Source organism: Streptomyces sp. NPDC040432 (genome assembly GCF_055595445.1).
On sequence record NZ_JBVIVP010000053.1, the window covers coordinates 1 to 6,697 of the forward strand.

The window sequence follows — 6,697 nt, forward strand, 5'->3', positions numbered from 1 at the left end:
ACGCCCGCACTCCCCTCACCCCACAACCCCGACCCGACCACATCCCCCTCTCCTACGCCCAGCAACGCCTCTGGTTCCTCCACCAACTCGAAGGTCCGACCGCGACCTACAACATCCCCACCACGCTCCGGCTCACCGGTCGTCTCGACACCGAGGCCCTGCGCCTCGCCATCGGTGACGTCGTCGCCCGCCACGAGAGCCTGCGCACCACCTTCGCCGAGGACCAGGAGCACGGGCCGCACCAGATCATCCACGCCTTCGATCCGTCACTCCTGCGCTTCTCGGTGGTGGAGACGGACGAGGTCGGGCTGGAGGCGGAGCTCTCCGGGGCGGCGCACCACGCGTTCGACCTGACGTCGGAGATTCCGGTCCGCGCCTCGCTCCTGCGCATCTCCGACGAGGAGCACGTACTCCTCCTGCTCATCCACCACATCGCCAGCGACGCATGGTCCCGCACCCCCCTCGCCCACGACCTCACCACCGCCTACACCACCCGCACCACCAACGGATCAGCCCCCAACTGGACCCCGCTCCCCGTCCAGTACGCCGACTACGCCCTCTGGCAACGCCAACTCCTCGGCAACGACAACGACCCCACCACCACCGCAGGCCGCCAACTCACCCACTGGAAAAACACCCTCACCGGACTCCCCGAACAACTCGACCTCCCCACCGACCGACCCCGACCCCCCACCGCAAGCCAAGCCGGCGACCGCATCACCTTCACCATCCCCCCCACCACACACCAACAACTCACCGAACTCGCCCGCACCACCCACACCAGCACCTTCATGCTCGCCCAAACCGCCCTCGCCACCCTCCTCACCCGACTCGGCGCCGGCACCGACATCCCCATCGGAACCCCCATCGCCGGCCGCACCGACGACGCCACCGACCACCTCATCGGCATGTTCATCAACACCCTCGTCCTACGCACCGACACCAGCGGAAACCCCACCTTCCGCGAACTCCTCCACCGCATCCGCGAAACCGACCTCACCGCCTACGCCCACCAAGACCTCCCCTTCGAACGCCTCGTAGAAGCCCTCAACCCCACCCGCACCCTCTCCCACCACCCCCTCTTCCAGACGATGCTCAACCTGAGCACCGCGGGGAGCGCCGACGGCGAGGCGCTGGTCCTGCCCGGGCTGCGGATGACGCCCGAGCGGAGCCGGCTCGGGGCCGCCAAGGTGGACCTCGCCTTCGTGCTCGCCGAGACCCGTGCCGGTGAGGGGTCGGACTCCGCTCTGACGGGTGCGCTGGACTACCGGACCGACCTGTTCGACCGGTCGACGGCGCAATCCCTGGTGGACCGGTTCGTCCGGGTGCTGGAGGAGGCCGCCGCGGACCCGGACGTACGGGTCTCCGCGGTCGAGATCCTCGGCCCGGCCGAGCGCGGTGAGCTGCTCGACGCCTGGGCGGGACCGGTGCTGGAGGACCTCGACGCGACCCTGCCGCAGATGTTCGAGGCGCAGGCGTCCCTGACCCCCGACGCGCCGGCCCTGGTGTCCGGTACCCGGTCGTTGTCGTACGCGGAGCTCAACTCGCGCGCCAACCGGCTCGCCCATCTGCTGCGCCAGGAGGGGGTGCGGCCGGGGACGCCGGTGGTCATGCTGATGGAGCGGTCGGCCGCCCACGTCGTGGCGACCCTCGCCATTTCCAAGGCGGGCGGTGCCTACGCCCCGCTGCACGACACCCATCCGCTCGACCGGATGCGTTTCGTCGTGGACGACACGGGCGCCCCGCTGATCCTCACCGACCGGGTCGAGGCGGCGCGCGCCGCCGAGCTCGGCGCCCGGGTGCTGGTGGTGGACGAGGACGGCGCGCCGGCGGACCGGCACCCGGACCGGAACCTGGACGTGCGGCTGCGGCCGCAGGACCTGGCGTACGTGATGTACACGTCCGGATCGACGGGCGTGCCCAAGGGTGTGGCCGTCACCCAGCGCGGTGTCGTCGACCTGGTGCGCGACCACGCCTGGCGGCCGGGGACGCACGCACGGGTGTTGCTGCACGCACCGCACGCGTTCGACGTGTCCTCGTACGAACTGTGGGTGCCGTTGGTGTCCGGCGGAACGGTCGTGGTGGCACCGCCGCAGACGCTGGACGCCGCTTCCGTCCGCGAGCTGATCACCACCCACCGCATCACGGCGATCCACCTCACCGCGGGCCTGTTCCGGGTGATCGCGGAGGAGGCCCCGGAGTCGTTCGCCGGGGTGCGGGAGGTCCTCACCGGCGGTGACGTGGTGTCGCCCGTCGCGGTCGCCAGGGTCCTGGAGCACGCGCCGGACACGGTGCTGCGCCACCTGTACGGGCCGACGGAGACGACCCTCTGCGTCACCCAGCACGAGGTGCGGGCCCCGTACACCGCGCAGGCGAGCCTGCCCATCGGACGCCCGATGGGCAACACCCGGGCCTACGTGCTGGACCGCTACCTCCAGCCGGTGCCGGCGGGGGTGCCGGGCGAGCTGTTCATCTCGGGCGGCCTGGCGCGCGGCTACCTGCACCGCGGGACGCTGACCGCGGAGCGGTTCGTCGCCGACCCGTACGGAGCGGCCGGGGAGCGCATGTACCGCACGGGTGACCTCGTGCGTCTCAACCGGGCGGGCGACCTGGAGTACCTGGCCCGGGCCGACGACCAGGTCAAGATCCGTGGCTTCCGCGTGGAGCTCGGCGAGATCGAGACCGCGCTCGCCGGGCGCCCCGAGCTGGCCCAGGCAGCCGTGATCGTCCGCGAGGACCGGCCCGGGGACCGCAGGCTGGTGGCCTACGTGGTGGGTGACGGCGGTCCGCACGTGGTGGACGCGCAGGCGCTGCGCTCCTTCGTGCGGGCGACCCTGCCGGACTACATGGTGCCGTCGGCGTTCGTCACGCTGGAGGCTCTCCCGCTCACCGCGAACGGCAAGCTCGACCGCAAGGCGCTCCCCGCCCCCGACCGGACGGCCGGAGCCTCCGGGCGGTCGGATCTCACGCCGGTCGAGAGGAGCCTGCGGACGCTGTTCGGTGAGGTCCTCGGCGTGGCGCCGGAGGCGGTGGGTGTCGACGACGGGTTCTTCGACCTCGGCGGCGACAGCATCCTCTCCATCCAGTTCGTCGGCCGGGCCCGTACGGCCGGCTTCGTCCTGGCGGTCCGTGACGTCTTCGAGCACCAGACGGTCGCCGCACTGGCCGAGGCGCTGGCGGGACGCGACAGCGGAGTGCCGGAGCGGCTCGCGGAGGTCACCCCGTACGGGCCGGTGCCGCCCACCCCGGTGATGGCCCGGATCCACGAACTGGGCTTGGGCGGCGACGACTTCAACCAGTCCGTGGTGGTGTCGGTACCGGCGGGGTTGGACCCGGACCGGCTGGCCTCCGCGTTCCAGCGGGTCCTCGACCACCACGACGCGCTGCGGCTGCGGGCCGGCGCGGACGGCACGATGGAGGTGCTGGAGCCCGGTGCCGTACCGGCCGCGGAGGTCCTGCTGCGCGTCGAAGCGCCCGGGACGGTGCCCGCCGAGGACGTGGAGGAGCTGGTCACGGCCCTGGCGTCCGCCGCCCGGGAGCGTCTGGCCCCCGCCGGGGGCCGCATGGTGCAGGCCGTGTGGCTCGATCTCGGCGCCTCCGCCGAGGGCCTGCTGATCGTGGTCGCCCACCACCTCGTCGTCGACTCGGTGACCTGGCGGATCGTGGTCCCCGACCTGGAGAGCGCCTACGCGGGCGGCGACCTCGCCCCCGTGGGCACCTCGTGGCGGCAGTGGGCCACCGCGCTCGCGGAGCTCGCCGGCGACCCCCGGATCGAGGCCGAGCTCAGCCACTGGGAGGGCGCCGCCGCCGGGGACGATCCGCTACGGGTGGACCGTGCGCGGGACGTCCACGCGTCGGCGGGCCGCGTCAGCCTCACCCTGCCCACGGCGACGACGGAGGCCCTGCTGACGTGGGTGCCGGGCACGGTCAACGCCGGCGTCAACGACGTCCTGCTGACCGCGTTCGCCCTCGCGGTCGCCGACTGGCGGCGCGGCCGGGGCGGCGACCCCGACGCGCCGGTGGTGGTGGACCTGGAGAGCCACGGCCGGCACGAGGACGCCGTCCCCGGAGCCGAACTCAGCCGCACGGCGGGCTGGTTCACAGCCCTGTACCCCGTCCGCCTGGCGCCGGCGGTCGCCGACTGGAGCCTGGTCCTGCGGGACGCGGCGGCCCTCGGCGACGCCCTCAAGCAGGTGAAGGAGCAGCTGCGCGCCGTCCCGGGCGACGGCCTCGGCTTCGGTCTGCTGCGCCACCTCAACGCGACCACCGGACCGCGGCTCGCCGCGCTCCCGGAGCCCGGGTTCGGCTTCAACTACCTGGGGCGCAGAACGGCCCCCGCTCCGGGCGCGGCCGGTCCGTGGAGCGTCATCGGCGGTGGTGTCGCCGGTCACCGCCCGGCGGCTCCCATGGCCCACGCCGTCGAGATCAGCGCGGTGGCGCACGACGGCGAGCAGGGCCCCGAACTGCGCGCCGACTGGACCTGGGCCCGGAGCCTGATCAGCGACGAGGAGGCCCGGGACCTGGCCGAACTCTGGTTCCGCACCCTCGAAGCACTGGTATCGCACGCAGGCCGCCCCGATGCGGGAGGCCTCACCCCGTCCGACGTGACCCTCGCCTCTCTCAGTCAGTCCGAGATCGAGGAGTTCGAAGCCGACCTTGAGTCCGAGTGGGAGATAGAGCAGTGAGCCAGCAACCGTCTCGTTCGCGCAGCAAGATCGAGGACATCCTTTCGCTCTCCCCGCTGCAAGAGGGCTTCCTGTTCCTCAGCCTGTTCCACCCGGACGGGCCGGACGTCTACGTCAGCCAGGTCTCCTTCGACCTGGAGGGCCCGTTCGACGCGGCCCGGATGCGGGCGGCGGGCCAGGCCCTGCTCCAGCGGCACGCCAACCTCCGCGCCGGTTTCCGGCAGCGCAAGAACGGCAGCTGGGCACAACTGGTCCTGCGGGAGGTGACGCTCCCGTTCGCCGAGGCCGACCTGTCCGGTCTGGCGGAGGCCGAGCAGCGGGCGGAGTCCGCCCGGATCGCCGCCGAGGACCGCTCGGAACGCTTCGACCTGGGCCGGCCGCCGCTGCTGCGGTTCACGGCCGTCCGGCTGGACGAGAACCGGGTCCGGCTGATCATGACGAACCACCACATCGTGCTGGACGGCTGGTCCATGCCGGTCCTGCTCCGCGAGCTCATGGCGCTGTACGCGGGTGCCGATGGTGGCGCGACCGCCCTGCCGCGGGTCCGTCCGTACCGGGACTACCTGACGTGGCTGGACGGCCGGGACCGCGAAGCGGCCCGCGAAGCATGGACGGAATCCCTGGCGGACCTGGAAGAGCCGGGACTGATCGCGCCGGGGGCCGGTCCGGTGCAGTCCGCTCCGCAGAGCATCGCCTTCGGCCTCGACGCCGAGGCCAGTGCCGCGCTCGCGGCATGGGCACGGGCGCACGGCGTCACCATGAACACCGTCGTGCAGGGTGCGTGGGCGTTGGCCCTGGCCCAGGCGACCGGCCGTGACGACGTCGTCTTCGGCGCGACCGTCTCGGGCCGCCCGCCCGAGCTCACGGGCATCGAGTCGATGGTCGGCCTGCTCATCAACACCCTCCCGGTCCGGGCCCGCCTCGACCAGGCCGAACCCCTCACCGGCTTCTTCCGACGCCTCCAGGCCGAACAGGCCCGACTCCTGGACCACCAATGGGCCGGACTCGCCGACATCCAACGCTGGGCCGGCCACGCCGACCTCTTCGACACCGCCATGGTCTTCCAGAACTACCCCGTCGAGGAGGGCGACCTCAGGGCCGATCGGGATGCGGAACGGCTGCGGGTGACCTCGGCCGAGATCAAGGGCGGTACGCACTTCGCGGTGAACGTCGTGGCGACGATGCGCGGAACCGAACTGTCCTTCCGCGTCGACCACCGCCCCGATCTCTTCGACGACGCCTACGCCCGCGGCGTGGGCGAGCGGGTCCTGCGCGTCCTGAACGCCCTGACCACGAACGGCAGCGAGCCGGTCGGCCGCCTCGACACCCTCGACACCCACGACCGCGAGCGGGTCCTGGTGGAGTGGAACGGCGACGACACCCCGCACCCGGACACACCCCTGCACGAACTGTTCGCGGAGCAGGCCGCCCGCACCCCGGACACGGTCGCGGTCACCGACGAGGACGGCAACAGCCTCACCTACCGCGAACTCGACGCCCGCGCCAACCAACTCGCCCGCCACCTCATAGCCCACGGCGTGCGGACGGAACAGTTCGTGGCGCTGGTCCTGCCGAAGACCACCGACGCGATCGTCAGCATGCTCGGCGTCCTCAAGGCAGGCGCCGCCTACCTCCCTGTCGACCCCGACTACCCGGCAGACCGCATCCACCACATCCTCACCGACGCCGCTCCCGCCCTCACCCTCACCGAACCCGTCGCGACAGACGTCCTGGCGGCCCACGGCGACACTCAGGTCACCGACACGGAGCGTCGGTTCCCGTGGTCACCCCGCCACGCGGCCTACATGATCTACACCTCGGGCTCCACCGGCCGCCCCAAGGGCGTCATCATCGAACACCACGCCCTCGCCACCTACCTCCACCGCGCACGCACCGCCTACCCGGCCACCGGCGGCACCACGGTCCTGCACTCACCGCTGGCGTTCGACCTCACCATCACCGCCCTGTGGACACCCCTCACCAACGGCGGCACCGTCCACCTCACCACCCTC

Annotated in this window: 2 protein-coding genes; both read left to right on the plus strand. The window is 72.3% G+C overall.

The genetic code is table 11. The features are described 5' to 3' along the window. Positions 1 to 4,685 (plus strand): amino acid adenylation domain-containing protein (locus ACZ58N_RS38665; RefSeq protein WP_471170305.1); only part of this gene is annotated, 4,685 nt, incomplete at its 5' end. After that, on the plus strand, positions 4,682 to 6,697 hold a 2,016-nt coding region (locus ACZ58N_RS38670; protein ID WP_471170308.1), incomplete at its 3' end, for a condensation domain-containing protein. The genes ACZ58N_RS38665 and ACZ58N_RS38670, both read left to right, overlap by 4 nt.